The sequence below is a fragment of the Pseudomonas sp. GL-RE-26 genome (assembly GCF_019956275.1).
GTDB classification, from domain to species: domain Bacteria; phylum Pseudomonadota; class Gammaproteobacteria; order Pseudomonadales; family Pseudomonadaceae; genus Aquipseudomonas; species Aquipseudomonas grandcourensis.
In genome coordinates this window covers 1-26,999 of record NZ_JAHBDI010000016.1, presented here as the reverse complement: position 1 = coordinate 26,999, position 26,999 = coordinate 1, and the positions used below count along the sequence as shown (strand labels likewise).

The 26,999-nt window shown below is 60.2% G+C and carries 25 protein-coding genes and 1 pseudogene; 10 read left to right on the top strand and 16 right to left on the bottom strand.

The genetic code is table 11. From position 1 onward, the window contains the following. Nucleotides 1-151 precede the first annotated feature (151 nt). Complete coding sequence (locus tag KGB07_RS12810) at nucleotides 152-778, top strand: hypothetical protein (RefSeq protein WP_185754784.1); 627 nt, start codon at nucleotides 152-154, stop codon at nucleotides 776-778. A gap of 101 nt (nucleotides 779-879) precedes the next feature. On the opposite strand, the gene KGB07_RS12805 is transcribed toward KGB07_RS12810, so the two are convergent. From KGB07_RS12805 to KGB07_RS12760, 10 genes are all read right to left on the bottom strand, one after another. Continuing rightward, nucleotides 880-1,590, bottom strand: a complete 711-nt coding sequence (locus tag KGB07_RS12805; protein WP_046040831.1) for an SDR family NAD(P)-dependent oxidoreductase — start codon at nucleotides 1,588-1,590, stop codon at nucleotides 880-882. Between the two features lie 43 nt (nucleotides 1,591-1,633). After that, a complete protein-coding gene (locus tag KGB07_RS12800) occupies nucleotides 1,634-2,290 on the bottom strand; it encodes a DsbA family oxidoreductase (protein WP_046040829.1) in 657 nt (218 codons plus the stop codon). Next, nucleotides 2,287-2,508 carry a tautomerase family protein gene (locus tag KGB07_RS12795; RefSeq protein WP_008046542.1) on the bottom strand — a complete coding sequence of 74 codons (222 nt, stop codon included), beginning with the start codon at nucleotides 2,506-2,508 and terminating at the stop codon, nucleotides 2,287-2,289. Before KGB07_RS12795 ends, KGB07_RS12800 begins: the two co-directional genes overlap by 4 nt. A gap of 215 nt (nucleotides 2,509-2,723) precedes the next feature. Beyond that, nucleotides 2,724-3,008 carry a helix-turn-helix domain-containing protein gene (locus KGB07_RS12790; protein WP_008003166.1) on the bottom strand — a complete coding sequence of 95 codons (285 nt, stop codon included), beginning with the start codon at nucleotides 3,006-3,008 and terminating at the stop codon, nucleotides 2,724-2,726. Then, nucleotides 2,998-3,315 carry a hypothetical protein gene (locus KGB07_RS12785; RefSeq protein WP_046040827.1) on the bottom strand — a complete coding sequence of 106 codons (318 nt, stop codon included), beginning with the start codon at nucleotides 3,313-3,315 and terminating at the stop codon, nucleotides 2,998-3,000. The genes KGB07_RS12790 and KGB07_RS12785 overlap by 11 nt, the downstream gene beginning before the upstream one ends. Before the next feature lie 244 nt (nucleotides 3,316-3,559). Then, nucleotides 3,560-4,846, bottom strand: a complete 1,287-nt coding sequence (locus KGB07_RS12780) for an OprD family porin (protein ID WP_223465551.1) — start codon at nucleotides 4,844-4,846, stop codon at nucleotides 3,560-3,562. A 261-nt stretch (nucleotides 4,847-5,107) separates the two neighbouring features. Continuing rightward, the gene (locus KGB07_RS12775; protein WP_223465549.1) at nucleotides 5,108-5,779 is read right to left on the bottom strand and encodes a DsbA family protein; all 672 of its coding nucleotides are present in this window, start codon (nucleotides 5,777-5,779) and stop codon (nucleotides 5,108-5,110) included. Nucleotides 5,780-5,999: 220 nt separating this feature from the next. Beyond that, nucleotides 6,000-6,212, bottom strand: coding sequence for a hypothetical protein (locus KGB07_RS12770; protein WP_007972820.1), 213 nt, complete (start codon nucleotides 6,210-6,212; stop codon nucleotides 6,000-6,002). A 244-nt stretch (nucleotides 6,213-6,456) separates the two neighbouring features. Beyond that, a complete protein-coding gene (aguA, locus tag KGB07_RS12765) occupies nucleotides 6,457-7,563 on the bottom strand; it encodes an agmatine deiminase (protein ID WP_046040822.1) in 1,107 nt (368 codons plus the stop codon). Nucleotides 7,564-7,837: 274 nt separating this feature from the next. Beyond that, nucleotides 7,838-10,750, bottom strand: coding sequence for an aminotransferase (locus KGB07_RS12760; protein WP_223465548.1), 2,913 nt, complete (start codon nucleotides 10,748-10,750; stop codon nucleotides 7,838-7,840). A 186-nt stretch (nucleotides 10,751-10,936) separates the two neighbouring features. Here KGB07_RS12760 and rfbC point away from each other — a divergent pair, with 186 nt between their 5' ends. From rfbC to KGB07_RS12740, 4 genes are all read left to right on the top strand, one after another. Beyond that, nucleotides 10,937-11,482: a dTDP-4-dehydrorhamnose 3,5-epimerase gene (gene rfbC / locus KGB07_RS12755; protein WP_046040819.1), complete on the top strand. Its 546-nt coding sequence runs from the start codon at nucleotides 10,937-10,939 to the stop codon at nucleotides 11,480-11,482. 93 nt (nucleotides 11,483-11,575) lie between these two features. Then, entirely contained in the window at nucleotides 11,576-13,384 is a 1,809-nt protein-coding gene (locus KGB07_RS12750) for an ATP-binding protein (RefSeq protein ID WP_223465547.1), read from the top strand. After that, a complete protein-coding gene (locus tag KGB07_RS12745) occupies nucleotides 13,381-14,775 on the top strand; it encodes a sigma-54-dependent transcriptional regulator (protein WP_046040818.1) in 1,395 nt (464 codons plus the stop codon). The genes KGB07_RS12750 and KGB07_RS12745 overlap by 4 nt, the downstream gene beginning before the upstream one ends. Before the next feature lie 40 nt (nucleotides 14,776-14,815). Further along, a complete protein-coding gene (locus tag KGB07_RS12740; protein WP_008003181.1) occupies nucleotides 14,816-15,271 on the top strand; it encodes a YiiD C-terminal domain-containing protein in 456 nt (151 codons plus the stop codon). A 178-nt stretch (nucleotides 15,272-15,449) separates the two neighbouring features. Here the strand turns inward: KGB07_RS12740 and cysQ are convergent, their stop codons facing one another. After that, entirely contained in the window at nucleotides 15,450-16,277 is an 828-nt protein-coding gene (gene cysQ, locus KGB07_RS12735) for a 3'(2'),5'-bisphosphate nucleotidase CysQ (RefSeq protein WP_223465546.1), read from the bottom strand. Then, a complete protein-coding gene (gene nudE / locus KGB07_RS12730; protein ID WP_223465545.1) occupies nucleotides 16,274-16,840 on the bottom strand; it encodes an ADP compounds hydrolase NudE in 567 nt (188 codons plus the stop codon). The genes cysQ and nudE overlap by 4 nt, the downstream gene beginning before the upstream one ends. Before the next feature lie 88 nt (nucleotides 16,841-16,928). Between nudE and yrfG the strand changes: the two genes are divergently transcribed. After that, nucleotides 16,929-17,591, top strand: coding sequence for a GMP/IMP nucleotidase (yrfG, locus tag KGB07_RS12725; protein ID WP_223465544.1), 663 nt, complete (start codon nucleotides 16,929-16,931; stop codon nucleotides 17,589-17,591). 118 nt (nucleotides 17,592-17,709) lie between these two features. Here the strand turns inward: yrfG and lysM are convergent, their stop codons facing one another. Beyond that, nucleotides 17,710-18,150, bottom strand: coding sequence for a peptidoglycan-binding protein LysM (gene lysM / locus KGB07_RS12720; protein ID WP_046040810.1), 441 nt, complete (start codon nucleotides 18,148-18,150; stop codon nucleotides 17,710-17,712). Between the two features lie 128 nt (nucleotides 18,151-18,278). Here lysM and KGB07_RS12715 point away from each other — a divergent pair, with 128 nt between their 5' ends. The 4 genes from KGB07_RS12715 (at nucleotide 18,279) to KGB07_RS12700 (ending at nucleotide 23,289) form a co-directional block, all read left to right on the top strand. Next, nucleotides 18,279-19,166 (top strand): LysR family transcriptional regulator, encoded by an 888-nt coding sequence (locus KGB07_RS12715; protein WP_046040809.1) that lies wholly within the window; start codon nucleotides 18,279-18,281, stop codon nucleotides 19,164-19,166. Nucleotides 19,167-19,258: 92 nt separating this feature from the next. Beyond that, complete coding sequence (gene fdhD, locus KGB07_RS12710; RefSeq protein ID WP_223465543.1) at nucleotides 19,259-20,098, top strand: formate dehydrogenase accessory sulfurtransferase FdhD; 840 nt, start codon at nucleotides 19,259-19,261, stop codon at nucleotides 20,096-20,098. Then, nucleotides 20,095-22,443, top strand: a complete 2,349-nt coding sequence (locus KGB07_RS12705) for an FdhF/YdeP family oxidoreductase (RefSeq protein ID WP_223465542.1) — start codon at nucleotides 20,095-20,097, stop codon at nucleotides 22,441-22,443. Before fdhD ends, KGB07_RS12705 begins: the two co-directional genes overlap by 4 nt. 357 nt (nucleotides 22,444-22,800) lie before the next feature. Continuing rightward, the gene (locus tag KGB07_RS12700) at nucleotides 22,801-23,289 is read left to right on the top strand and encodes a glycine zipper domain-containing protein (RefSeq protein ID WP_046040805.1); all 489 of its coding nucleotides are present in this window, start codon (nucleotides 22,801-22,803) and stop codon (nucleotides 23,287-23,289) included. A gap of 68 nt (nucleotides 23,290-23,357) precedes the next feature. On the opposite strand, the gene KGB07_RS12695 is transcribed toward KGB07_RS12700, so the two are convergent. From KGB07_RS12695 to KGB07_RS12685, 3 genes and pseudogenes are all read right to left on the bottom strand, one after another. Further along, nucleotides 23,358-23,780, bottom strand: a complete 423-nt coding sequence (locus KGB07_RS12695) for an acyl-CoA thioesterase (protein ID WP_007972849.1) — start codon at nucleotides 23,778-23,780, stop codon at nucleotides 23,358-23,360. A 190-nt stretch (nucleotides 23,781-23,970) separates the two neighbouring features. Next, nucleotides 23,971-25,197 (bottom strand): 3-hydroxyacyl-CoA dehydrogenase, encoded by a 1,227-nt coding sequence (locus KGB07_RS12690; RefSeq protein ID WP_223465541.1) that lies wholly within the window; start codon nucleotides 25,195-25,197, stop codon nucleotides 23,971-23,973. A 142-nt stretch (nucleotides 25,198-25,339) separates the two neighbouring features. Further along, nucleotides 25,340-26,872 (bottom strand): annotated as a pseudogene (locus KGB07_RS12685) (RecQ family ATP-dependent DNA helicase); the annotation flags it as partial. Nucleotides 26,873-26,999 lie beyond the last annotated feature (127 nt).

Sequence of the window (26,999 nt, the reverse complement as noted above, 5' to 3'; positions counted from 1 at the left end):
ACTTGGCCTTCGCTAGGTCTTTGAGACATATCAGGATGCGCTACAACATCCGAGCGTGGGAAGTCCACAATTCCAGCTCTTAGTTTCATCCAGATCCACAGTAAAAAAATCACATTCACCAGGATAAATAGAACCACAGGAATCGGTCATCATGGATGCAGAAACAATTATAAAAACCCTTACTGCGGTAATAGGCGTACTAGGGGTAGCCAAAATAATCTACGAGCTTTCCGCAGGAAGCAAGCTTAGACTAAGAGATGAATATAGGTTCGCCAAAGAGTTCCTCTGGGATATTAACCAAACCCCAAAACCACATCCTCTAGCCATAGAGCGTGGATATTATGCTGTTGCAGGAACATCATCAATAAAAGCATCGGAAATAGCTCACTTAATCTCGCTTGCGAGCCCCGACAAAAGTCTTAAAGACTATGTCTTAGCCAGAAAATATGTAGTACTTAGTGAACAAAATCACAAAATTGAATTCCGAAAAAAGTATAGTGATAAATGGTCACGCAACTGGCGGAAAACATTATACCTGACAGTATATTTTCTAGCCTCATTGCTGGCTGTTTCACCTTTGATACTAGCAAAGCCATTAAATCTTGAGCCTAAATTCATGTTGGTTACATTGGTAACTGCCCCATGCTTTGGCTTTTTTGCTTTTGACACTCTTCGAAGCTTTATTAAAATAATGCGCGGAGAAGCACTAATTAACATGCAAGAAAAGCACACCCCACTAATACTCATGAAGAACGAACCTAAAAGTAAGAAAACCTAGTCCCGCCGAAATCTACCGTTCGTCTGGTGCCGCACCATACAAAACGAAGCCCCTGCAGAAATGCAGGGGCTTCGTTGTTTCCGGGCTTTGAAAAATCGCGTTCAGTGTCCCGCGCTCTGACCACCGTCCACGTGCAGGATTTCGCCAGTAACGAACTTGGCGCCGTCCAGATACACGACCGCTTGTGCAATATCATCGATCTCGCCCATGTGCCCGACCGGGTGCAGATTGCCCAGTGCGGCGTGGGTTTCTTCGCCGTGCATCGGGGTCTTGATGATGCCCGGGCTGACGGCGTTCACCCGGATCCCGCGCTTGGCGTATTCGATGGCCAGGGATTTGGTTGCCGCGTTGAGGCCGCCCTTGGTCAGTGAAGCCAACACCGATGGCACGCCGTCGATGGCGTGGTCCACCAGGCTGGTGGTGATGTTGACGACGTGGCCGCTGCCTTGCTTTTCCATCTCGGCGATGGCGAGTTGGGTGATGTAGAAGAAGCCATTGACGTTCACCGACAACACATTGGCGTAGTCTTCTGCGGTGTACGCGGTGAACGGCTTGGCGATGAAGATCCCGGCGTTGTTGACCAGGGTGTCGATGCGACCGAAACGGGACATCGCTTCACGGATGACGCGCTGGGCGGTTTCCGGTTCGCCGATGTCACCAGCCACGGTGTGAATGTCCGGATCGGTGGATGGTTTGATCGAGCGCGATGTGGCGACGATCCGGTAACCGAGTTCACGAAAGGCTTTGACCATACCGTCGCCGAGACCTTGGGATGCGCCGGTGATTACGATGACTTTTTTCGAAATGCTCATGATGAAGACCTCTGACAATAAAAAGTGGGGTAGAAATCTGTAATCAGGCTTCGGCCGGGGCGTTCGCCATTTGCCGCAACATTTGTTCGTAGTACCCGACCGATTGCGAACCGGACACCAGGTGGCGACCATTCAGCACCATGGCCGGGACCGAGTTGATGCCGTGCTGGCGGTAATAGCTTTCAAGCTCACGCACTTCGTTGGCGAATGCGTCAGACGCCAGCACCTCTCTCGCCCCTGTCGCATCCAGCCCCGCTTCAGTCGCCAGGCGCACCAGCGTCGAGTGATCACTCGGGTTCTGGCCTTCGCTGAAGTAGGCCTGTAGCAGCACCTTCTTCAACTCGACTTGCCGCCCTTCCTGCAACGCCCACAGCAACAAACGGTGCGCATCGAAGGTGTTGTAGAAGTGCGTGCGCTTCTCCAGATCGAACTTGAAGCCAATGGCCTCGCCGCGAGCGATTTGCATGGCCTTGCCGGCGGCGACGTCGTCGGCCGTTCTCCCGTACTTACGCATCAAGTGCTCGACCGCTTGCTCACCTTCGGCCGGCATGTCCGGGTTCAACTCGAACGGCTTGTAGGTCAGCTCGACCGAGACTTCCCCGGCCACGTTCTCGATCGCCTGCTCCAGCGCCGTCGCCCCCAGTGCGCACCAGGGGCACACCACATCGGAGATGAAATCGATGGTGACGGAGGACGTCATGACTGCCCCTCCGCCTCGGCCAGCTGCTTGCGGTACTGGGTGGTGGTGATGCCGGCGTAACCCCAGTTATCGGTGTCGACTTCCTCGATCACGATGTGGGTCAGGTCAGGGCGTTTATTGAGCACGCGTTCCAGTGTTTCAGTGATCTCGGCAATCACCTGAGCTTTCTGCTCAGTGGTAACGCCATCGCGGGTGATGCGTACGGTTACGAAAGGCATGAGGGAAACTCCAGTGACCTTCCCGTCGGGATGATGGGAGAGGCGTTGGAGATGAATGTATGGGGTTGGTGGGAGGGGATAAAGGTGGGGGCGGGAACTTCATTCGTTACATGGTGTAATGAATAAAGGAAAAGGCATGCAAAGTACTGGCGCCCATCGAGAGACCTGCCGAGTTTCTCTCGGCGATGTGTTGAGAAGGGAGTTTGCCTTCTTAGCTAAATCGCTTGAAGGTCACGCAATGCCTCAGGATGCTGACTCGCCACACGCAATAGTGTCTGCGCCGCTCCCGTCGGTTGCCGCCGCCCCTGCTCCCAATCCTGCAACGTTCGCAAACTGACTCCAATCAGCTTGGCGAATGCACTTTGAGACACACCGACTTTTGCCCGCGCTTCAGCTGCCGCAGACAACGGCACCTCAGTCACACGAGCGGCTTTGCCTGCTTTCATTTGACGCACAGAGTCCAGCAAGTCCTGCTGGAATTGCTCCAGTTCATTGACCATTGCTGATTTCCTCCTTCAGTTGCTTGAGGAAGGCTGCGGGTAAATTGTCGAACTTCGCCTTGGTGTAGGCGATTAACAACCAGATTGAGCCTTCAGAAAGCGTGTTGTAGTAAATGACACGGGTACCGCCTCGTTTGCCCATCCCGCTACGGGACCAACGGACCTTGCGTAGACCGCCGCTGCCAGGAACCACGTCGCCGGCCAACGGATTAGCCGCCAGCCAGGTAATGAATTCATGACGTTCGCCATCGTCCCAGATGGATTCAGCATAACGCTTGAAAATTTCGGTTTCGATAATCGTGAACATGGACCTAACTATACGGCATTGCCGTATATTCGAGCAATCGATTTGAAGTACTAGACGTGTCGCAATTTTCCACTTTTTGCGACACGTCTTCCGAACATGTCGCCGCGGACAACACGTTCGAAAGACGTGTTACCGAAATCGAGTTTCGGCGACATGAGCAAGTCAACAGCACAAAAAAGCCCCGAACCAGTCGGGGCTTTTCTTTTCTCAGCCGGTGATCAGGCCTCGAAACCACAACCCATCATCAAAAGATATTGATCGGGTAATCCACAAACACACGCACTTCGTTGCCGCTGACGTTGTACTCGCTCGACTTCTGCGACACGCGCAGGACCGAGCTGCGCAGTTTCACGCTGAGGTCTTTGGCCGGGCCGCTTTGGACGACGTATTTGATCTGGTTGAAGATCTCGCGCTCGGTGCCGCCTTCGCTGGTGGAGGTGGTGATGTTGTCGCCGCGCACATAGGCCACGTTGTAGCTCAGGCCCGGTACACCGAAGGTGCTGAAGTCCAGGCCGTAGCCCAGTTGCCAGCTGCGTTCGTCTTCGGCGTTGAAGTCGGACCAGTAGGAGTTCGCCAGGTAGATGGTGTTGCCACCGTCGCCGATGCGACCCTGGTCTTTCTGGTAACCGCCGTAGGCGTAGCCCAGGTTGCTGTCGCCCGTGCTGCGCTGGTGCGCGAGGGTGAACGAGTGCGGGCCGGTGATGAAGGTGGCCGCCAGGCTCCAGATCTTGTTGTCGTCGCCGGTGATACCGTTTTCGCCGACGTAGGAGTCTTCCAGCTTGGTGCGGTAGCCGTTGAAGTCCAGGGTCAGGGACTGATCCTTGTCGATCGGGAACACGTAGTTGGCGTTCACGTATTGCTTCTTCAGCACGTCTTCGACGTCGGAAGCGTACAGCGCGGCCTTGAATTGCTCGGTGAACTGGTAGCTACCGCCCAGTACGTTGATCGATTTCAAGCCACCGCTGTCACGGCCTTCGGCGCTTTTGCGCGATTCGGCGGTGAAGCGCCCGGCGTCCAGTTGCAGGCCTTTGATCTCTTTGGAGGTGATCAAGGTGCCGGTGTAGCTTTCCGGCAGCAGGCGCGAGTTGTCGTAGTTCAGCACCGGCAGGGCCGGCATCTGGTCGCCGTAGGTCAGGGTGGTGCTGGACAGGCGGAACTTGATTGCTGCGCCGCCCTTGGACAGATCGTCCGCCGGCTGGCCACTGTCGCCCTTCTTGAAGAAATCGATGCCTTGCGCGCCGCTACGGTCTTCGCTGCGCTCCAGGTTCAGTGCGTACAACCCGAAAGCGTCCACACCCACACCGACGGTGCCTTGGGTAAAGCCGGACGAGAACGTGCCGATGGCCGCCTGGCCCCACTCGGATTTATCCGGGTTGCCGTCTTTGAAGTCACGGTTCATGTAGGCGTTGCGCAGCAGCACTTTGAGGCTGCTGTCTTCAACAAAACCCTTGGATTCGGCCTGGTCGTTCGCCATGGCCTGTGTCGCACTCAACATCCCCAGAGCGATCAGGCTGATTCGCTTGTTCAACATTTTGTTCTTTTCCTTATTTCCGGTTGATACGCGCTGTGTCGAACGGCCGAAACGGCGCTATCGCGCTCTTTTTTCATGACGAAAACAAAAAGGCCCGCCCACGATTTATCGCGGCGGGCCTTTTTATAATTTTTGATCGTGGCGGTCGGCCACAGGCGTTGGGCCGAATCGTAGCTGCGTCCTTAACGATGTATCAATTTCATGAATCGTCTGAAAACAGGCGAAAACCGTCTAAGAAATTGCTTTACGCGGCAGGAATATTCAATCCGTGCAGCCATCGAGGCCACAGGCTGCTACGGAAATGGATGACCCCTGATCGGGCAGCGACTGCCCCAGCCACTGCGCAAAAGCCTGGGGTTTGCCCAGCCATGGCCCGATATCGATCAGGGTGAATTGGTCATCGTGCTCAAGCGCCAGGGTCGGAAAACCCTGCCCGCCGACCTTGGCCAATAGAGCCCGGCTGTTCCTGATATGGTCTTCGGTGTCGGCCGCCCTGAAGGCTTTTTCGAAGGCTTCGCGGTCCAGCCCCATACCGTGGGCAAGTTCAAACAGTACTGACTCGTCGGCGATGCGGCGCCCCTCCACGTAGTGAGCACTTTGCAAACGCCCCAGTAACTCCAGCCCGCGACCGGTCATTTGCTCGGCAGCCAGTACCGCAGCGATGGGTGGCGCCGAGTCGAACACGGCGGTGTGATCACGCAGCAAACCTTCGAAATAAGTTTCACCGAACGGCTGCCCGCTGTATTCGGCGATGCGCCGGTCGTGGGGCATGACGTAATTGCGCAGTTGGGGCGAAACCTTTTGCCGATTGGCCCCCGTCATCATGCCGCCACCGTGGGCAATCACGGGCAGCACAGCCTGGGCGGCCTGCAGCAGCGGTTTGGCGCCGTAGCACCAACCGCACAAGGGGTCGTAGATGTAATGCAGGATCATGGGAGAGCTCCGACAGAAATTCAGGAAAATTCGATGTCGGCAGGTTAGTGCCGCAGCAGCCCCGGAAAAACGCCGGATTGGCTTTCAGTCTGTTGCTTGAATCGGTCGAATGGTTGCGTCTCAAACCCTGTGGGATCGTGGTGATTGCAGGAATCTGCGGGCAAAAAAAAGCGCTGCCATCCCGGCAGCGCTTTTTTTGTTCAATCCGTTGTTTTTCTTCTTATCCTTCCATTACATCCCACAACGCATCCAGTTCCGCCTCGCTGAATAAACCAGCAGGGTAACGCTCGATCATCGTCCGGCGCGGATCAGTTTCGCTGATCTGACGCATTCCATTGGACTTGAACCAGTGCGCCAGGATCTGGAGCGATTCGCTGTTTACTGCCAGGGGATGCAACGCCTTGTCGCTCACTACGTTCACTTCGGCGTTCATTTCAGCGCTCTCTCCCGGTTTGTGAGCGGCTAACTTATCCAAGGTTTATGACAGAACATCGAAGTCCTCCCCCTCCCCGAGTTACAACAGCAGAGATACAAGAGCTGTGCCAAGGTCTCTGAAGTGTGTCCTTGTATATACAAAAAAGCCCGCAGGCCTGTAGGGCCGCGGGCTCCGTGCAACGCTGGTGGCTTATCGACAGCCTGAGGAATTTTGCAATCAACTCAAGCTGTTACGACCTAACTCACTCCTTGTGCGGCGCGGGTTGTTGCTGGGTAAGGCAGTGAATATTGCCGCCCCCCAGTAACAGTTCGCGACCAGGCACCATCACCACTTCATGCTGTGGGAACAGGTTCTGCAAGATCTCCTTTGCCGGGCCATCCTGCGGGTCGTCAAAGCACGGCGCGATGATGCCGCCGTTGACGATCAGGAAGTTCACATAGGAACCGGCCAGACGAACAGTGGGATTACGTTCCTGCGTACCATCGACCGGATCGACACCGGCGCACTCTTCCTCGGTCGCAAACAGCGGGCCCGGGATCGGCATCTTATGCACCGTGAACGGGCGGCCCTTGGCGTCGGTGCTGCCTTGCAGCACTTTCATCGCCGACTGGCAGCGCGGGTAGTTCGGGTCCTGCGGATCATCGGTCCAGGCCAGCAGCACTTCACCCGGGCGCACGTAGCAGCAGAAGTTATCCACATGACCATCGGTTTCATCGTTGAACAAGCCATCCGGCAACCAGATGATTTTATCCACAGCCAGGTTTGCACTCAGCACCGCTTCGATTTCTGCGCGATTCATGTGCGGATTGCGATTGCGATTGAGCAGGCATTCCTCGGTGGTGATCAGGGTGCCTTCGCCGTCGACGTGAATCGAACCGCCTTCCAGCACGAAGCCTTCGGTGCAGTAGCGCGGGCTGCGCTCGATCTCAAGGATCTTGCCGCCGACCTGCGAGTCACGGTTCCATGGCGAATACAGGCCGCCGTCGAAGCCGCCCCACGAATTGAAGTCCCAGTTCACGCCACGGACTTCACCCTTGTTATTGATGACAAAGGTCGGGCCGGTGTCGCGGACCCAGGCGTCGTCACTGGACATTTCCACCACACGAATATTCGGCACGTCCAGACGGGCACGGGCGTTTTCGTACTGGCCGGCGGAAACCGCCACGGTCACCGGTTCGAAACGGGCGATGGCCTTGGCCACTGCCACGTGGGCGGCTTGTGCTGGTTTGCCACCCAGACGCCAGTTGTCCGGGCGCTCGGGCCAGATCATCCAGGTCTGGGTTTGGGGTGCCCATTCGGCTGGCATGTAGAAGCCGTCGGCGCGAGGGGAGCTGTTCAACGTGGTCATGGCTCAGGACTCCGGAGTGACATTGATACCTGACAGAAATGGAAGCGCATTGGTACACGCCGTGGACTGGCCACTTTATATCCGATAAATATCGGCTTTTAAAGCACCTTACATCCAGAGTTACAAAAACAACCGATCGAAAGCCGATATCAATCGAACTAGCACTACCACCCCTGTGGGAGCGAGCTTGCTCGCGATGAGGCCATTCCAGTCACATACTTTTCGACTGAAAGACCGCTATTGCGAGCAGGCTCGCTCCCACAGGGGGATGTGTTTACAGCCCTTCCGCGAGCACCTTCGACAGCATGTCCACGAAGAAATCCACGCTCTGGCGCGAAGTCACCATCGGCGGCTTGATCTTGAGGATGTTCAGGTAATCGCCGGTCGGCTGCATGAAGATCCCCAGTTCACGCAAACGGTCGCACAGTGCGGTGGTTTCTTCGGTGGCTGGCTCCAGGGTTTCGCGGTTGCGTATCAGTTCGACGCCCAGATAGAAACCGGAACCGTGCACCGCGCCCACTAACGGATGAATATCGATCAACGCTTCGAGGCGCTTCTTGAAGTGCCCGCCTACGACCTGGGCGTTCTCCCAGAGCTTTTCCTCGTGCATCACATCCAGCACGGCCATGCCAACCTGGCAACTGACCGGGCTACCGCCGGCGGACGAGAAGAAGTAACCCTCGGCCTCCAGCGCCTCGGCGATTTCCCGGCGGGTGATGACCGCGCCCAGTGGCTGGCCGTTGCCCATGCCCTTGGCCATGGTGATGATGTCCGGCACCACGCCCTGCTCTTCGAAGCCCCAGAAGAAATCGCCCATGCGCCCGTAGCCCACCTGCACTTCGTCGGCGATGCACACGCCGCCCCGAGCCCGGACCATTGCATAGACTTGTTTCAAATAGCCTGGTGGCAGCGAGATACCGCCGGCATTGCCGTACACCGGTTCGCAGATGAAACCGGCCAGTTGGCGATTCTGCTCGGTGATTTTCGCCAGGTTGTGTTCGACGCTGCGCACATAATCCGGTGCGCTGTCGGGGCCACGGAATTCACCGCGATAGGTGTTTGGCGCGGTCACCGGGTGCACCCAGTCCGGGCGGCTGCTCAACGCCTTGGGGTTGTCGGCGATCGAGGTCGACACCGAATCCGCGCCCACGGTCCAGCCGTGGTAGGCCTCCAGCACACTGAGCATGTCGCGGCCGCCGCTGTAGGCCCACGCCAGGCGAATCGCCAGGTCGTTGGCTTCGCTGCCGCTGTTGACCAGGAACACGCGATCCATGCCGTCAGGGGACAGCTTCAGCAACCGTTCGGAGAACTCGGCCACGGCAGCGTAGTTGAAGCGCGAGTTGGTGTTGAGCAATGACCACTGGCGGCTGGCGACGGCGGCCATGCGTGGATGGCCGTGACCCAGCACCGCGACATTGTTGAGCATGTCGAGGTAGGAACGGCCCTGCATGTCGATCAAATGGTTGCGCCAGCCGCGTTCGATGCGCGGCGGGTCGACGTAGTAGTGTTTTTGCGTGCGGGCGAAGCTGGCATCGCGCCGGGCCAGCAGGGTCGGGCCGTCGAGCTCGGCTTCGGCGTCACAGGCCAGCCCCAGCAACGCTGCCGGCGAAGGGCACAATGCTTGCCAGGCCGCCGCGCACGAAGGTGTACAGAACAACGGCGCATTGATCGACGCGCCACGGCACAACTGCACGATCAATGGCCCGCTGACCGAGCCCAGTACCTGGCCTTTGACCAGGGCTGCGCCGCTGTGCAGAGACGGCCTGACACCCCAAAGCCGCACACTCAGTTGCGGGCCGTCCAATTGCAGCACGCCCACCGATGGGTGATGCACCACCCCGGCAAACGGCGCTTCGACCGCTGTGCCCTGAGGCACACGCAACTCGACGTGCAACGGGCAAGTGTCCGGTTCAGCGGCGCTGTCCGGGCGGGTGTGGGACAGGCGGTATTGCCCGTAACGACTGGCCGCCAGGCCATGTGCCACGGCCGCTTCATCCAGCAGGCGCTGATCGACGCCCTCCTGCTCCCAGTTCCCCGCTTCGAAATGCGGACTGAGCACGCCCAGGTCGATCAAGGCGAACTCACGCCCCACCAGGCTCGGCAACAGCGGCGCGAAGCCTTCGCTGCCGATGGTGGGCAGGTTCTGGCCGACGGCGGTGAGGATCGCCGCTTCCATCAGCGCCAACGGCACCGACGTGGCCACACGGAAGATTTCCCACTCATGGACCAGGTTATCGCGGCTGTAGGCATTGCCCGGATCGATGCTGACCTGCTGTTCGCCGCTGAGCACCAACACCGCCGCACGGGCGACGATCAGCGGCCACAACGCCAGCAGTTCTTCGTGTTGCAACGGGTTGACCGCGTGATACGCCTGGATTGCCGGCAAAATGCAGAACGGATCGCCCTCGCCATGATGCAGCAGCGCGGCGCAGGTCACCGACAGATCGGTAATGCGCCAGGTGCGCACCAGGTCGCCGAAATCGATCACGCCTTGCAACTGCCAATGGCGCTGCGCATCGCGCTGCCACACCACGTTGTCGTCGGTGATGTCCATGTGAATGGCCTGCACCGGCAGTTTGTCCTGCAGCGGCTGCAAATGCCGCTCGGCTTGCCCGGACGCTTCGACGATGAGTTTGCGCTTGGCTTCATCCTTGATCACCGGCAGCAAATGCGCGATCAGGGCGTGAGCATGGCGGGCGTCCCATTGCAGGGTTCGCACCAGCCCCGGATGGTCGAAATCCGCCAGGGCCAGGTCCATTTCACCGCACAGGCGCCCGAAGCCGGACACCACCGTCGGGTTGAAATGGCCGAGGCTCGTCAGCGGCTGGCCTTCGATGTAGTCGAGCAGGCGAACGTGTACCGCCTGGCCGTCCACGTCCAGCGACAGCAGGTCTGCACCGTTTTTCGCCGCGATAACACGCGGCACCTGTACATCCGGGTGCTCGCCCAGATGCTTGAGCCCGGCGTGTTGTGCCTGAATCTCCAGTACCGAGTAGTCGCCACGGCAGATTTTCAGGACGAAACGTCCCCGCTCGCTGTCGACGCGGTAGTTCAGGTCTTGCTGGCTGCCAAGGGCCTGCAACCTGCCGCTGAGCCCGTAATGTTCTTCCAGCAACCCTAGCGCTTGCTCCACAGACACCTGCGGGCTGGGCAAACTGGCGCGATGAATCAACGTGGCGAGCGGCATACAACGACCCCTGAAATTTTATTAGGCGCCTATATCGCCACTGGTTCGGGCGATACGCAACCCCCCCACTGCCGGCGCCGGTCGTTTGTCGGGGCGGTATTGAGCGTTTTATCCCTGCGTACTCGCCTCGATCTGCACTTTGCGCAAGAATGGCGGCCATCAAACGCCTGTTACTGGAGAAAGACCATGAATGTAGTGACCACCGACCTGCCCGGTGTTCTGATCCTCGAACCCAAGGTCTTTGGTGACGAACGTGGTTTCTTCTACGAGAGCTTCAACGCCAGGGCTTTCAAAGAGGCCACCGGACTGGACACTGAGTTCGTTCAAGACAATCACTCCCGTTCACAAAAGGGCGTGCTGCGCGGTCTGCATTACCAACTGGAAAATACCCAGGGAAAACTGGTTCGCGTCACGGCCGGTGAAGTGCTGGACGTCGCCGTAGACATCCGTCGCAGCTCACCGCACTTCGGTAAATGGGTCGCTGTGCGCCTGTCTGCCGCCAATCATCGCCAACTCTGGGTTCCGGAAGGTTTCGCCCACGGGTTCGTGGTCTTGAGCGAGTTTGCCGAGTTCCTATACAAAACCACCGACTACTACACGCCATCGGCCGAGCGCAGCATTCGCTGGGACGACCCGGACCTGGCCATCGACTGGCAACTGGAGGACACGCCGCAGCTGTCGGCGAAAGATCAGGCCGGCGTATTCTTCAAGGATGCCGACGTCTTTGCCTGAAAGGCCGGCTGAAGCTGGCCGATCAAGATGCAGCTGACCCAAGGCGGGCAAGCCTAGGCATAATGCGCCTGTACCCACAGGCGCATGCTGCTCATGAAACCGACTCTCCCCCCCAGACCCCGTTGGCGCAGCCTGGCCCTGCTGGCACTGTGCCTGGCGCCGTTGCTGTGGCCGCTGGAGCATCTCGCCGAGCGTTACTACCGCAGCGAGCTGGCCAGTCAGAATCGTCAGACCCTCGACCTCTACGTCGCCAACCTGTTGGGTACCCTGCACCGCTATGAAGTGTTGCCGCAGATCCTCGGCGACCTGCCCGCCTTGCGTGCCGTGCTCGGCGCGCCGGACGATGGCGTCACCCAAGGCAATGCCAACCGCCTGCTGAAAAACATCGCCACCCAGACCGGTGCCGAAGTCATGTACCTGATGGACGCCACCGGCAAGACCCTGGCCGCCTCCAACTGGGACAAACACGACAGTTTTGTCGGGCGCAACTTTTCCTTCCGGCCATATTTCAGCGAAGCCATGGCCGGGCGGCTCGGGCGCTTTTTCGGCCTGGGCACGACCTCCGCCAAGCGCGGTTACTTCTTCGCCGCCGGTGTGCGCGACGGCGAAAAAATCGTCGGCGTATTGGTGGTCAAGGTCGACCTCGACCACACCGAAAGCCTGTGGGGCAAAACCCCGGAGCAACTGCTGCTGACCGATCACAACGGCGTGGTCATTCTCACCTCGCGACCGGAGTGGCGATTCCGCTCGACCCGTTCGTTGAGCGAAGACGAAAGCAAAGCCATCACTGCGATCCAGCCCTATCCAACCCGCGATCCAAAACCGCTGAAGCTCAACCCCAATGCCTGGCTGACCCAGACCCAGCAGATCACCGAAACCGGCTGGGACGTCAGCATCCTCGCCCCGCGCACCTTGATCGACCGTCCGGTGCGCACGGTGGTGGCCATCGGTGGCGCAGCGTTGTTGGTGTTGATGCTGTTGCTTGGCTTGATGATGCAGCGCCGCCGCCATTACCTCGAGCGCATTGCTTTCGAAGCCAAGGCTCGTCGCGAGCTGGAAGGCCGGGTCGCCGAGCGCACCAGCGATCTCGAAGGCCTGAACCGGCGCCTTAAACAGGAAGTGCTGGAGCGCGAACAGGCTCAGCAGGAGCTGGTCCGCGCCCAGGATGATCTGGTGCAGGCCGGCAAATTGTCGGCACTGGGCACCATGTCGGCGAGCATCAGCCACGAACTCAATCAGCCGCTGGCAGCAATTCGCAGCTACGCGGAAAACGCCGAAGTGTTGCTCGATCACCAGCGCACCGACGATGCCCGCGGCAACCTCAAGCTGATCAGCGAATTGACCGGTCGCATGGCCTCGATCATCGCCCACCTGCGCGCCTTTGCCCGACGCGATCGGCACGCCCCGGAAAGCGTCGCCCTGCAACCGGCGCTGGACGATGCCCTGGCCTTGCTGGCCAAGCGTCGACGCAGCATGGAAGTCGAACTGATCCGCGACTTGCCCGCCGCCACCCTGTGGGTCGAGGCCGGGGAAACCCGCCTGCGCCAGGTACTCGGCAATCTGCTGGCCAACGCCCTGGATGCCCTGACGGAGAAAGGCCCGCCACGTAAACTCTGGCTCAGTGCCCAATCCACGGCCGATGGCGTCAACCTGTACATTCGCGACAACGGCCCCGGCTTTTGCATGGAAGCCCTTGGGCGCGCCAGCGAACCGTTCTACACCACCAAGACCCGCACCCAGGGCCTTGGCCTGGGGCTGGCGATTTGCGAAACCCTGATGCGCGCCTTCGGCGGTGAACTGTCGTTCGCCAACCACAAGGAGGGCGGCGCCCTGATTACCCTGAAGCTGCGCGCAGGCGCACCGGGCGTGAGCCTGCAACCGTCCGAGGACCGAAGTGCATGACCATCGACAACCGCATTCAGGTCGTGTTGATCGACGACGACCCCCATCTGCGCCAGGCCTTGAGCCAGACGCTGGACCTGGCGGGCCTGAAAATCCTGCCGCTGGCCGAAGCCAAGGGTCTGGCCGCACAACTTGAACGTGATTGGCCAGGGGTGGTGGTCAGCGACATCCGCATGCCCGGCATGGACGGTCTGGAACTGTTGACCGAACTGCACGCCCAGGACCCGGAGCTACCGGTGCTGCTGATCACCGGCCACGGCGATGTGCCGCTGGCCGTGCAGGCCATGCGCGCCGGGGCCTATGACTTTCTGGAAAAACCCTTCGCCAGCGACGCCCTGCTCGACAGTGTGCGCCGCGCGTTGGCCCTGCGCCGGCTGGTGCTGGACAACCGCAGCCTGCGGCTGGCTTTAAGCGACCGCAACGAGCTGAGCACGCGGCTGGTTGGCCACTCACCTTCGATGCTGCGCTTGCGCGAGCAGATCGGTGCACTGGCGGCGACCAGGGCCGATGTGCTGATCCTCGGCGAAACCGGCGCAGGCAAAGAAGTCGTGGCCCGGGCGCTGCACGATTTATCGAGTCGCCGCAACGGACCGTTCGTGGCGATCAACGCCGGTGCCCTGGCCGAATCAGTGGTCGAAAGCGAGCTGTTCGGCCACGAGCCCGGCGCCTTCACCGGCGCGCAGAAACGCCGCATCGGCAAGTTCGAATTCGCCAATGGCGGCACGCTGTTCCTCGATGAAATCGAAAGCATGAGCCTGGATGTACAGGTCAAATTGCTGCGCTTGCTGCAAGAGCGGGTGGTCGAACGCCTGGGCGGCAATCAACTGATCCCGCTGGACATTCGCATCATCGCCGCCACCAAGGAAGACCTGCGTCAGGCAGCGGATCAAGGGCGTTTCCGTGCCGACCTGTATTACCGCCTGAACGTCGCGCCGCTACGGATTCCACCGCTGCGCGAACGGGGCGAAGATGCGCTGATGTTGTTCCAGCATTTTGCCGATGAAGCCAGTGCCCGCCACGGCTTGCCGCCCCATGAACTGCAACCGGGACAACGTGCCTTGCTGCTGCGCCACACCTGGCCGGGCAACGTGCGCGAGCTGCAAAATGCGGCCGAACGTTTTGCCCTCGGGCTGGAACTGGCCCTCGACAACAGCACACCGGAAGGCGGCACTGGCAACAGGGTCGAAGCCGTCAGCGGCGGTTTGAGCGAGCAAGTGGAGAACTTCGAAAAAACCCTCATCGCCGCCGAACTGGCACGCTCGCACAGCTCGGTGCGCAGCGTCGCCGAAGCCCTCGGAATTCCGCGCAAAACCCTGCACGACAAACTGCGTAAGCACGGTTTGAGTTTCGCCGACAGTGGTGCCTCGGCCCACCCTGACGACCTCGACTGAGCTACCGTCCAATCATCCACTTCACGCCAGAGGCCCCTCAATGAGCCGCGACAGTCGACAACTGGAATCCGTTCTCCATCACGACATTCCTCTCACCCGGGACATGGGCCTCAAAGTGCTCGACTGGCATGACCAGCAACTGCGTCTGCACTTGCCGCTGGAAGCCAACGTCAACCACAAGAGCACCATGTTCGGTGGCAGCCTGTATTGCGGCGCGGTCCTGGCCGGTTGGGGCTGGCTGCATCTGCGCCTCAAGGAAGAAGGCATTACCGACGGGCACATCGTTATTCAGGAAGGGCAGATCAGCTATCCGCTGCCGGTGACGGGGGATGCCAATGCCATTTGCCAGGCGCCGGACCCGGTGATCTGGAAGAAATTCCTGACCACCTTCCAGCGATACAGCCGAGCACGGTTGACGCTGCATACGCGGGTCGTCAATGAAGGCCGTGATGAGGATGCGGTTAGGTTTGTCGGGCAGTACGTGTTGCACCGCTGAACCGGCTGACACAACACCTGTGGCGAGGGGGCTTGTCGGACCGCCGCACCGCCCCGTTCGACTGCGTAGCAGGCGCAATCCAGACAACCGATTCTAATGGATACTGCGTGAGGGCAGATTTGGGGCAGCTTCGCTGCCCAACGGGGGCAAGCCCCCTCGCCACAAAGTAAAGGCGAGCTCAGGACCGTGCCAGTTCCAACAACTTCTCCCGCCAAGCCGCCTTCGCCGGCAACGCCAGGAAGAACGCATTCAACAGCGACTCCCTTGCCGGATAACTGAACGGCTCACCGCTCAACTCCAGCACCTCACCGCCCGCACCTTCCAGCACACCTTGCGCTGCCGCCGTGTCCCACTGGGAAGTCGGTGCCAGGCGTGGATAGCAATCCGCCGTCCCTTCAGCCAGCAGGCAAAACTTCAGCGAACTGCCGATATTGGCCAGTTGCAGCTCGCCAAGGCTGGCGCTCAACCCCGCCAGCAAACGCTCCTGCTCCGGGCTCGAATGGCGACGACTGGCCACCACGGTGAACGACTCGCCGGGCGCTAATGCATCACGCACCTTGATCGCCACGGGCGTGCCACCTTTATCGCCACGCCAGGCGCCGAGTCCCGCACCACCGACGTAAAAACGCCCGTTGGTCGGCATCGACACCACACCGAACACCACCCGACCGTTTTCGATCAAAGCAATGTTGACGGTGAACTCTTCGCTGCCGTTGATGAATTCCTTGGTGCCATCCAGCGGATCGACCAGCCACCAGCGCTGCCATCCGGCCCGCACGCTTTGGGGAATGTTGGCGTCTTCCTCGGAGAGCACCGGGATGCTCGGATCGAGCACCGTCAGCCCGGCCAGAATCAGGTGGTGCGCGGCCAGGTCAGCAGCGGTCACCGGCGAGTCATCAGCCTTCGCCGTGACGGCCGTACCTGTGCGCCAGAACGGCAGGATCGCATCACCGGCCTGCAAGGCCAGCTCAATTACCGGCGCCATCAACGGATGCGGGAAATTCATGGCTGGAACGCTCCGCGCTGAGTCAACAGGTCTCGGGCCAGGTACAGCGCCGCCAAGGCACGGCCTTCGGTAAATTGCGGGTTTTGCGCCAGCGCCGAAAGCTCCCGCAGATTGACCTTGTCCACCCGCATAGGCTCTGGCTCGTCGCCTTCCAGATGCGCTTCGTAGAGATCGGTAGCCAGCACCACTTGGATCTTCTGGCTCATGTAACCGGGGGACAGCGACAGTTCGGTCAGGTGCTCCAGCTGCCGCGCGCCAAAACCGGCCTCCTCCTTGAGCTCGCGCTCGGCCGCTGCCAGCACGTCTTCACCCGGCTCGATCAAGCCCTTGGGCAATGACATTTCATATGCATCCGTGCCGCCGCAATACTCCTCGACCAGCACCGCATGCTCGGCATCGAGCATCGCCACGATCATCACCGCGCCGTACCCGGCACCCTTGCCGACCAGGCGTTCATACGTGCGCTCCACGCCGTTGGAAAAGCGCAGCTTCAGCTCTTCCACGCAGAACAATCGACTGGTGGCGACAATTTCGCGGGCGAGTATGGTGGGTTTCTGGCGCATGCAAAGCTCCTTGGCGTGAACGCGCTACTATAACGCGGCTTTCCCGATTGTTTACGCCAGAAATCTTTCTACTGCCCGAGACGTTGCCATGCCTTCATTACCCTGGTCCGACATCGATACCGTTCTGCTGGACATGGACGGCACGCTGCTGGACCTGCATTTCGACAACCACTTCTGGATGGAGCACCTGCCCCAGCGTTACGCCGAACTGCACGGGGTCAGCCGGGCCATGGCCGAGATGGAACTGCAGCCGTTGTTCGAGCGCCATGCCGGCCAGTTGCAGTGGTACTGCCTGGACTTCTGGAGCGCCGAACTGAAACTGTCGGTGCGCGACCTGAAACTGGAAACCGCGCATCTGATCGCCCTGCGCCCGGATGCCGACACCTTTCTGGCGGCGATCAAACGGGCCGGAAAGCGCGTGGTGCTGATCACCAATGCCCATCGGGATGCGCTGTCGTTGAAGCTGGAAAAAATCGAACTGGCGCCCTACTTCGAGCGTTTGATCAGCTCCCATGACTACGGCTTCCCCAAGGAAAGCCCGCAGTTCTGGGATGCGCTGCAAGCCGATATCGATTTCGATCCGACGCGCAGTCTGTTCATCGACGACACCTTGCCGATCCTGCGCAGCGCACGGGACTTTGGCGTGGCGCATTTGCTGGCCGTGCGCGAGCCGGACAGCCGTAAGGGGCCGAAGGACACGGCGGAGTTTGCGGCGGTCGGGGATTATCGGGATTTGATTGCGGGGCTTTGAACCTGGCGCGGTCAATGTGGCGAGGGAGCTTGCTCCCGCTCGGCTGCGCAGCAGTCGTAAGAATTTGGGGCCGCTGCGCGGCCCAACGGGAGCAAGCCCCCTCGCCACAGATTTGGTGTTACTCAGGAATCCGCAACGACTGCCCTGGATAGATCTTGTCCGGGTGCGACAGCATCGGCTTGTTGGCCTCGAAGATTTTGTTGTATTTGTTGGCATCGCCGTACACGCGCTTGGAAATCGCGCTGAGGGTATCGCCCTTCACGACGGTGACAAACACTGCGGCAGCAACGACAGGCCCAGTCACGGTAATCTGATCATCCACACTGCCAACCCCGGCGATGTTGCCCACCGCCAGCAGGATCTTTTCCTTCTCTTCCTGGCTCGCCACTTCACCGGTCACCGTGACCTTGTCGCCATCAACCGTCGCCTGCACATTCGGGTTGCCCAGGCCGACCTTGCTGATGTGCTCCTTCAACTGCTCACTGGCATTGGCGTTGCCTGGGGTCAGCAAATCCAGCAATTTTTCGCCTGCTTCCTTCACAAAGCTCAAAAGACTCATGGTGCACTCTCCTTGGGTTTCGGGTTCCAGACGTCAAAGCCTAGACCACGGTCGTCACTTACGAATCCAACCCGACCAATGACCCCGCTTGCGATAGAATCCGCACCTTCCCACCCCCTGGAGCGCAGATGGACATCAAGCAGCTGAAATTCCTCATCGCGCTCGACGAAACCCGCCATTTCGGACAGGCCGCCGCGCGCTGCCACATCACTCAGCCGACCCTGTCCATGCGCCTGCGCAGCCTTGAAGAAGAACTCGACCTACCGCTGGTCAATCGCGGTCAGCGCTTCGAAGGCTTCACCGCGCCAGGCGAGCGGGTGCTGGCCTGGGCGCGCACGGTGTTGGCGGCCTACGACGGCTTGTACGCCGAGGCGGCTGCCTGTCGCGGCAATCTGGTCGGCACCTTGCGCCTGGGCGTAGTGCCGTTGTCGAGCTTCGATCCGCTGCCACTGATGCAACGCTTGCACGCCGAACACCCGAACCTGCGCTTCGAACTCTCGGCCCTGAGTTCGGAGCAGATCCTCGAGCAATTGGCGAACAATCGCCTGGATCTCGGTGTTTCCTATCTGGAGCGCCTCAACACCGAACACTTCGACTCCCTGGCCTTCAGCGAAACCCGCATGGGCCTGCTGTACGATCAACGCTTCTTCACCTTTGGCGAGGCGCCGCTGAGCTGGGAATCCTTGATTGAGCTGCCGCTGGGCATGCTCACCAGCGGCATGCACTTTCGCCAGTCCATCGACCACAACTTCCACAGCCGTGGTCTGACCCCGCAGCCGTTGTTGCAGACCGATGCCGTGCATCAACTGTTACAAGCCGTGCACGGCGGTCTGTGTTGCGCCGTGATGCCATTGGACGGCGGCCTCGAAGGGCTGACCGAACACTTGCGCCTGCAACCGATCGAGAACGCCCAGACCCTCGGCCGCCTGGGGCTGATCATGCGTCGCAGCGCACCGCGCTCAGCGCTGGCAGAAGCCTGTTTTACCCTCTATCAACAATCGCTGATCGGTGCTTGATCGACGGTATCTATCGGTAGATCAGTATTAGCGATTAGACGTGACAACTTGCCGCGCCTAGTCTTAAAGCTGATCAAACCGTCGGTGATGCCATGAACACCAAGCGCCCTGCATGCGCGGCGCCTGCCCTCGAAACGCCCGCGCCCGCCGCCAGCCAGACGTACAGCTATAGCAATCTCGAATACTCCGAATCGGCCAGCACCGCGCTGGCCGAAGAAGTTGCGCTGGCGATTGCCTTCAACGGCATCAGCCAGGCGGTCATGCTGGTAACGCCCACGGACCTGGAAGATTTCATCGTCGGCTTCAGCCTGGGCAGCGGCATCATCCAGGACGCCACGGACATCTACGACCTGCAACTCAGCGGCTCGGGGTCGGCGCAATACGCGCAAGTGACCATCGCCAATCGCGCGTTCTGGAACCTCAAGCAGCAGCGTCGGCAACTGGCCGGCACCAGCGGTTGCGGGCTCTGTGGCGTGGAAGCGGTCGAGCAAGCACTGCCGGACCTTCAGGTACTGCCCGGCGCCCCGTTGCCGCCGGTCGAATGGCTTGATGGCCTGCGCGAGCGCATCGGCGCCTTCCAGCCCTTGGGCCAGCATTGCGGTGCGGTGCATGCGGCAGTGTTCATGAACGACAAAGGCGAGTTGCTGCTCGGTCGCGAAGACATCGGCCGCCACAACGCCCTCGACAAGCTGATCGGCGGATTGATCCGCCAGAAGATCCCGACCGCTGGCGGCCTGGCAATTGTCACCAGCCGCTGCAGCCTCGAATTGATCCAGAAAGTCTTGCGCGCCGGCATCCAGACCCTGGTCAGCCTGTCGTCGCCCACGGGCCTTGCCGTGCAATGGGCCCGTCGCCACAACCTCAATCTCATCCATCTGCCACAGAAGAATGCACCGCGGGTCTACAGCCCAACGTTGGAGAATCAAGCGTGAGTCAACACCGTCAAGCCGATCAGAAACCCGTCCCTCGCTACAAGCCCTACAAAGGCGCGGCCGGTGGCTGGGGCGCACTGATCAGCGTGGCCCAGGCCTGGTTGACCAGCGACAACGCGCTGAAAAACCTGCGCATCATGCTCAAGACCAACCAGAACGGCGGCTTCGATTGCCCGGGTTGCGCCTGGGGCGATTCTCCGGAAAAGGGCATGGTGATGTTCTGCGAGAACGGCGCCAAGGCGGTGAACTGGGAAGCGACCAAACGCCGTGTCGATGCCAAATTCTTCGCCAAACACAGCGTCACTTCGCTGCAGGAACAAAGCGACTATTGGCTCGAATACCAGGGCCGCCTGACCGAGCCGATGAGCTACGACGCCGAGACCGATCGCTACAAGCCGATCAGCTGGGACGCCGCATTCGCCCTGATCGCCAAACACCTGAACGGCCTGTCGAGCCCGGATCAGGCCGAGTTCTACACCTCGGGCCGGGCCAGCAATGAAGCGGCCTACCTCTATCAACTGTTCGTGCGCGCCTACGGTACCAACAACTTCCCTGACTGCTCGAACATGTGCCACGAGGCCAGCGGTGTCGCGCTGTCGCAAAGCGTCGGGGTCGGCAAAGGCACCGTGACCTTCGACGACTTCGAACACGCCGATGCGATTTTCGTCTGGGGCCAGAACCCCGGCACCAACCACCCACGGATGCTCGAACCGCTGCGCGAAGCGGTGAAGCGCGGCGCCCAAGTGGTGTGCATCAACCCACTCAAGGAGCGTGGCCTGGAGCGCTTCCAGCACCCGCAGCACGCGATCGAAATGCTCACCAACGGCGACAAGCCGACCAACACCGCATTCTTCCGCCCGGCCCTGGGTGGCGACATGGCGATCATGCGCGGCATGGCGAAATTCCTCCTGCTGTGGGAGCGCGACGCGCAGAAAACCGGTGAGCCGGCGGTGTTCGACCACGACTTCCTCAACGAGCACAGCGTCAACGTGCTGGATTACCTGGCCGTCATCGACGACACCCCGTGGGAGCAGATCGTCGAGCAGTCCGGCCTGAGCCTGGTGGAAATCGAGCAAGCGGCGCGCATGTACGCCAAAGGCAAGAACGTCATCATGTGCTGGGCCATGGGCATCACCCAGCATCGTCATTCGGTGGCGACCATCCAGGAAATCGCCAACCTGATGATGCTGCGCGGCAACATCGGCCGGCCGGGCGCCGGCCTGTGCCCGGTGCGTGGCCACAGCAACGTGCAGGGCGACCGGACCATGGGCATCAACGAACGCCCTCCTGCCGCGTTCCTCGATGCCCTGGAGCGGCGCTTCCAGTTCAAGGTGCCACGCGACAACGGCCACAACGTGGTCGAGGCGATTCATGCGATGGCTGAAGGCCGGGCGAAAGTCTTCATCGGCCTGGGCGGCAACTTCGCCCAGGCCACGCCGGACAGCCCGCGCACGTTCCAGGCCCTGCGAAACTGCGACCTGACAGTGCAGATCAGCACCAAGCTCAACCGCAGCCATTTGACCCACGGCAAGGACGCGCTGATCCTGCCGTGCCTGGGCCGCACCGACATCGATATCCAGACCGAAGGCCCACAGGCGATAACCGTCGAAGACTCGTTCAGCATGGTCCACGCCTCCAATGGCCAGCTGCAGCCGCTGTCGAACCAGATGCGCTCGGAACCGGCGATCCTGGCCGGCATCGCTGCCGCGACCCTGGGCAGCCACCCGGTGAACTGGAACTGGCTGGTGGCCGACTACAGCCGCATCCGCGACCTGATCGCCGAGACCATTCCCGGCTTCAAGGACTTCAACGAGAAGGTCAAGAACCCGGGCGGTTTCTACCTGGGCAACAGTGCCGGTGCACGCAAGTGGGACACCGCCTCGGGCCGGGCCAATTTCCGCTCGAACGCGCTGCCCAAAGACCTGGTGCACGAACGCACCCGCGCCACTGGTGTGCTGCCGGACCTGATCATGCAATCGATGCGTTCTCACGATCAGTACAACACCACCATTTATGGCCTCAACGACCGTTATCGCGGTGTGAAAGGCCAGCGGGACGTGTTGTTCGTCAACGAAGCCGACATTATTCGCCTGGGCTTCAAGCCGGGGCAAAAGGCCGACATCGTTTCGCTCTGGGACGATGGCGTGGAACGTCGGGTAAAAGGCTTCACGCTGCTGGCGTTTGATATCCCGGCCGGGCAAGCGGCGGCCTACTATCCGGAAGTGAATCCGTTGGTGCCGCTGGAAAGCACCGGCGATGGCAGCCATACGCCGACGTCGAAGTTTGTGGCGATCCGGCTGGAAGCGGCGAGTGAGACCGGGTTGATCATGGCCAGGTCGGCGTAACAGGTTGTCTGAACTGGCCCCATCGCGAGCAAGCTCGCTCCCACATTCAGATCTTAAGCGGACACAAAATTTGTGCTCGACGATGGTCCCCTGTTGGGAGCGAGCTTGCTCGCGATGAGGCCAGACCAATCACCAAAGACTCCGGACCCTGCACTTTCCAATCGCCCACAAAAAAGGCCGTTTCCTAATGAAAACGGCCTTTGCGAATAAGTAAAAGACCGGCAAAAAAACGTTAAGTTCCGCCCAAAAAACAGTAACTTGCAATATTGTATACAGGTCGTGTTATTCGTCGGATTTCGATTGTCACGCCCATTCCAGAGCCTCAGGATCGCGCCGTCATCCCCTTGAGGTTCCTCCATGAAGTTCTCCTCGATTCTCTTGTTGTCCCTTGGCCTGGTCAGCGGTATTGCGTCTGCTGGCGGCACTACCGAAGCCGGCGTAGGCGGCGCATTGGGCGGGGTTTTAGGCTCGGTCGTCGGTCAGTCGTTAGGCGGCAGTACAGGTTCCACCATCGGCGCGGCCCTGGGTGGCGCGGGTGGTAGCGCCGTCGGCGCAAACAAACACAGCCGTGGCGAAGCAGCCATTGGCGGCGCGTTGGGTGCTGCAGGCGGTAACGTGGTCGGCCGCAGCTTGGGCGGCACCACCGGCAGCCTGATCGGCGCCGCAGCAGGCGGCGGCGCCGGTGGCGCGCTGGGTAACCACATGGGCAAAGAGTACGATAATGATGATGACGGCGATCGTCGTTACTATCGCGGCCATGGTGATCGTCGTTACTACCGTGACGGCCATCCGGGCCGCGGCCATGCCTATGGCCACCGCAAGCATCGCTGGCACGACGACGACTAAGGCATCCATCGCCTGGCTATAACTGGTACATCAAAAATCGCAGCCCAAGGGCTGCGATTTTTTTTGCCTTACTGAACCACCAGACGCTCCAGCGCACCGCGCAACCCGGCAGGAATCGCCACGGGTTGATTCGACGCACGATCGACAAACACATGCACGAAGCGCCCCGCCGCGCAGGCTTCATCTTCCCCTTGCTTGAACACGGCCAGTTCGTATTGCACCGAACTGTTGCCCAACTTGCCCACCCGCAGACCGATCTCGATGCGGTCAGGGAAGGCAATGGAAGCAAAGTAATCACAGGAAGAGCTCACCACGAACCCCACCACCTCACCGTCATGGATATCCAGGCCACCGACTTCGATCAGGTAAGTGTTCACCGCCGTATCGAAGAAGCTGTAGTAGGTCACGTTGTTGACGTGACCGTAGGCGTCGTTGTCGTGCCAGCGGGTGGTGATGGGCTGGAAGTGGGGGTAGTCGGTGCGTTGGGGCATCAGCGTTGATTCCTGGAGTTGGGTCGCCAAGTCTAAGGCGAAAACCGCGTTATCGTTCTTCGCGAGCAAGCCCGCTCCCACATTGGATATCGGTCGTACACAAAATCTGTGTTCACCGAAGATCAAATATGGGAGCGGGCTTGCTCCGGGCGGCGATCTGACGAAGGCGCCCTCACAGGCGCCACAACAATCACTTGTCAGCAAAGCCTTTGCCAGCCGCCGCCAACTCGCCAATCACCCGCGCCGGTTTCCAGTGATCGCCCTGACGCGTTTCAAGGTCCATCAAGCGCCGATGAATGTCCGCCAACCCTTGCTGATCCGCCCAGGCCATCGGCCCGCCCTTGTCCGCCGGGAAACCGTAACCGTTGAGGTAGACCAGATCGATATCGTGAGCCGACCCGGCAATGCCTTCCTGCAAGATCTTCGCGCCTTCGTTGACCAGTGCCAGCAAGCAGCGCTCGAGAATCTCTTCCGGGCCGATCTCGCGGCGCTGGAACCCCAGTTCCTCACTGACTTGAAGCACCAGTGCGTCGACCTGCGGATCGTGTTCGGCCTGACGACTGCCCGGTTCATAGTGATAAAAGCCGTTGCCACTCTTCTGGCCGAAACGTCCCTGCTCACACAAACGGTTATCCACCTGGACCTCCGGTGCATCCTGCCCGATACCGGACAACTGGCGCGAGCGCCATTGCAGGTCGACGCCCACCACGTCGAACATGCGGAACGGCCCCATGGCGAAACCGAAGCCCTGCAGCGCTGCGTCCACCTGATACGGATAAGCGCCTTCCAGCAGCATTTTCCGCGCTTCGAGCACATAGGTATTGAGCATGCGGTTGCCTATGAAACCGTCGCAATTGCCCGACACCACACTGATCTTGCCCATGCGCTGGCCGAGCGCCAGCGCCGCGTCGAGCACCGCCGGTGCAGTCTGCGCGCCACGGACGATTTCCAGCAGCTTCATGATGTGCGCCGGGCTGAAGAAGTGCAGGCCCAGCACTTGCTGCGGCCGGCGTGTGGCCGCAGCGATGGCATCGATGTCCAGCGCCGACGTATTGCTCGCCAGAATCGCTTCAGGTTTGAGCAGGCCATCGAGCTCGCGGAAGATTTTCTGCTTGAGCTCAAGGTTTTCGTACACCGCTTCGATGACCAGGTCGACATCGCGGATGGCCACATAACCATCCGCCGCCGTTATGCGCGCGATACGGGCTTCGGCTTCGCTCTGCTCAATCCGGCCCTGGCGCACGTTGTGGGCATAGGTGTCCGCCACGGTGACCAGCGCTTGCTCCAGCATTTGCGGATTGTTGTCGACCCACTGCACGGCCACTCCGGCGTTGGCCAGGCACATGACAATGCCACGGCCCATGGTGCCCGCGCCGATGACGGCGGCGCGCTGAATATTCGACGGTGTCTGGCTCATGTTTTGTTCTCTTGTTGGCGATCCGAAGACAGCCATCACCATAGTCAGCCACCGGGGTTTTTTGAAATTTATTCCTGTGATGAGCAACATTCAGCGGATGGATGAAGAACTGCCAGGCCCTGAGATCCCACAGGGTTTTGGTTCAGCCGGCAAGATGTTGCTCGGCCCAACTGCGCACCCCGGCATACGGATAATCTTCCAGCGCCGCAAACCCGGGAATCGACCGCGCCTTGAGCTTGGTGAACAACGGCACGCTGATCCCGCACAGAAACCGTGTCACGCGCTCGGCCGAGGGCAAGTTGCCCGTGTGCTGCTCGTGCCTGTGGATAAAGTTGCCACACAGCGCCTCGAAATTTTTATCCACAAGCGCCGGCAACTCCGGTGGTGCCGGTAGCCGCGCCACGTGCCCATGACACACCGAACAATGCCCGCATTGCTGCGGGGCATTGTGGTCGCCGAAATACTCGGCCAGGCGATAACCCAGGCATCGGTCGGTGGCGAACAGGTCCAGCATCGCGTGAATCCGCGCGACCTCGGTGCGCTCATGCCGAGTGAAGTAGCCGTGCAGTTCCTCGCTCAACGCGACGTTGTCGAAACCGCTTTGCAGCACGCTGTAGACCTCGGTCATCTGCTTGCTTTCGAGCTCCACCCAGCCCTTCTCCTGGAAGTAATCCAGTGCCTTGACCACCCGACTGCGCTCGGCCTGATGCTGCTCGTACAACGCCTCGAAATTCACCGTGGCCCAGGTCCGGGCGCGGCTGGAGGTCTGGATGATCGCCGCGACGAAATCCTTGCGCTCACCTTCGAAGCGGGCCAGCAGCGCTTCGGGTTCCTGTAAATACTTGAAGCGGTACTCGGCGTAATAGGCGTAACGCGGAGCGATCAACCCGCGCAATTCGAGCTGCACCAGCAGGGTTTTGAGCGGCAATTGGCGAATATTGCTCTGATCGGCCAACGGCCCCAGCAGAAATTCCCACTGCCCTTCAGCAGCTGCGGCATGCATCTCGTCAAGCACGCATCGGATGCCATCCAGTTCGGGCGTGTCGCCGTAGACGAAGTTCTCCAGCACATTGAGGCTGTCGCGGTTGGCCAACACCAGGCAGTCCGACGGCTGCCCGTCACGCCCGGCGCGACCGATTTCCTGGCTATAGTTTTCGATGGATTTGGGCAGGTCGAAATGCACCACGTTGCGGATGTCACTCTTGTCGATGCCCATGCCGAAAGCGATGGTGGCAACGATGCAATTGGACTGCCCGCCCATGAATCGACGCTGGATCGCTTCCCGTTGCTCATGGGGCAACCCGGCGTGATAAGCCTCGGCCTGAATGCCGTTGCGGTTCAGGTGTTCGGCGATGTGCTCGGCGGTTTTCTGCAAGGTGACATAGACGATGCTCGGCTGGTCCGGACGCTGGCTCATCCACTCGACCAAGCGCCGGCGCTTGTCCGTTCCGCGAACCGGCTCCACCAGCAAATTGAGGTTCGGGCGATAGAAACCGGTGGTCACCACATCGTCGGCGGCGATGGCGAATTTCGCCTGCATGTCGGCGATGACCTTGGGCGTCGCCGTTGCGGTCAACAGCAATACCTGCGGGATGTTGAACTGGCGTTGATAGTCGGGAAGCTTGAGGTAGTCCGGGCGAAAGTTATGCCCCCATTCGGAAATGCAGTGCGCCTCGAGGGTGTCCTAGATTTTGTGTAAACGGGATTTTTATTAAACCGTTAACAGACGATCTTCGAACTGGATACTGAAGCGATTCAAGGCCGCTTTCCAGTCCCGGATCGGCATCGTCCACTTCTTGCTG